General features: G+C 47.5%; 1 protein-coding gene and 1 pseudogene. Both read left to right on the forward strand.

The window, feature by feature from the left end:
- Positions 1-207 (forward strand): annotated as a pseudogene (locus QTO00_RS19935) (type I methionyl aminopeptidase); the annotation flags it as partial.
- 100 nt (positions 208-307) lie between these two features.
- On the forward strand, positions 308-1,224 hold a 917-nt coding region (locus QTO00_RS19940; RefSeq protein ID WP_331426296.1), incomplete at its 3' end, for a nucleotidyltransferase domain-containing protein.

Raw genomic sequence — 1,224 nt, forward strand, 5'->3', positions numbered from 1 at the left:
GAAGGCATGTGTTTCACTATCGAGCCAATGATCAACGCAGGTAAGTTTGGTGTAACAGTAGACGCTGAAGACGATTGGACAGTCTACACGGGCGATGGCAAAAACTCAGCCCAATATGAGCACACTATCCTAGTAACGAAAACTGGCTGTGAAGTGCTAACACTTCGAAGCGATGACACCATTCCAAGAATGATGAACAACGCTTAACCCCCTCTTCAAATATCCCCGCAAACGCGGGGATATTTTTTTATTAACCTCGTTTTGCTAGATTAGTGCTTATTAGGACTATTTTGCATGGATTCGCTTTATGCCCTTACAATCACCACTAACACTACAAGAACAACAAATCTCAATTAGCGAGCTTAAAAATCAACTCGACAAGTTCGCAAATATACAACGAGAAGAGTTTCTCGCCCATCGCTCGGTCACAGAACTAGTACATGGCCGCGCTGAGTACATTGACCTACTACTCAATCGTCTGTGGAGCCACTTTGGTTTCTCAAATTTACCCAATATCAGTCTCGTTGCGGTAGGCGGCTACGGACGTGGAGAGCTTCACCCCCTATCGGACATAGATATTTTAGTCGTGTCACGCAAAGCTCTGCCCGAATCATTGGCTAGCAAAGTCAGTGAGTTTATTACCCTACTTTGGGATCTCCGTTTAGAAGTCGGCCATGCAGTTCGCAGCGTAGAAGAGTGTGCTGCTATCGGCCGCGAAGATCTTACTGTTGCGACCAATTTGCAAGAGGCGCGTTTACTGTGTGGTTGTGAAGACACCTTCCACCAGCTCAAGGTGGTGATTCATTCTGAATCTTTCTGGCCAAGTGAAGTGTTCTATAAGGCTAAAATCCAAGAACAGAGGGATAGACACGCCAGATACCACGACACCACCTACAACCTTGAACCGGATATTAAATCGACACCGGGAGGATTGCGTGACATACATACTCTAAGTTGGGTTGCTCGTCGTCACTTCGGCGCAACCTCATTGCTTGAGATGAGCCGTTACGGATTTCTTACCGATGCGGAATATCGCGAACTCGTCGAGTGTCAGGACTTCCTGTGGCGAGTGAGGTTTGCTTTGCATATTGAGCTTAAGCGCTACGACAACCGCCTCACGTTTGGCCACCAAGCTCAAGTAGCGGAAAGCCTCGGCTATAGCGGTGAAGGAAACCGTGGTGTTGAGATGATGATGAAGGAGTTCTACCGAACGCTTCGCCGAGT

This window comes from Vibrio sp. M260118, assembly GCF_036533755.1.
Lineage (GTDB): Bacteria > Pseudomonadota > Gammaproteobacteria > Enterobacterales > Vibrionaceae > Vibrio.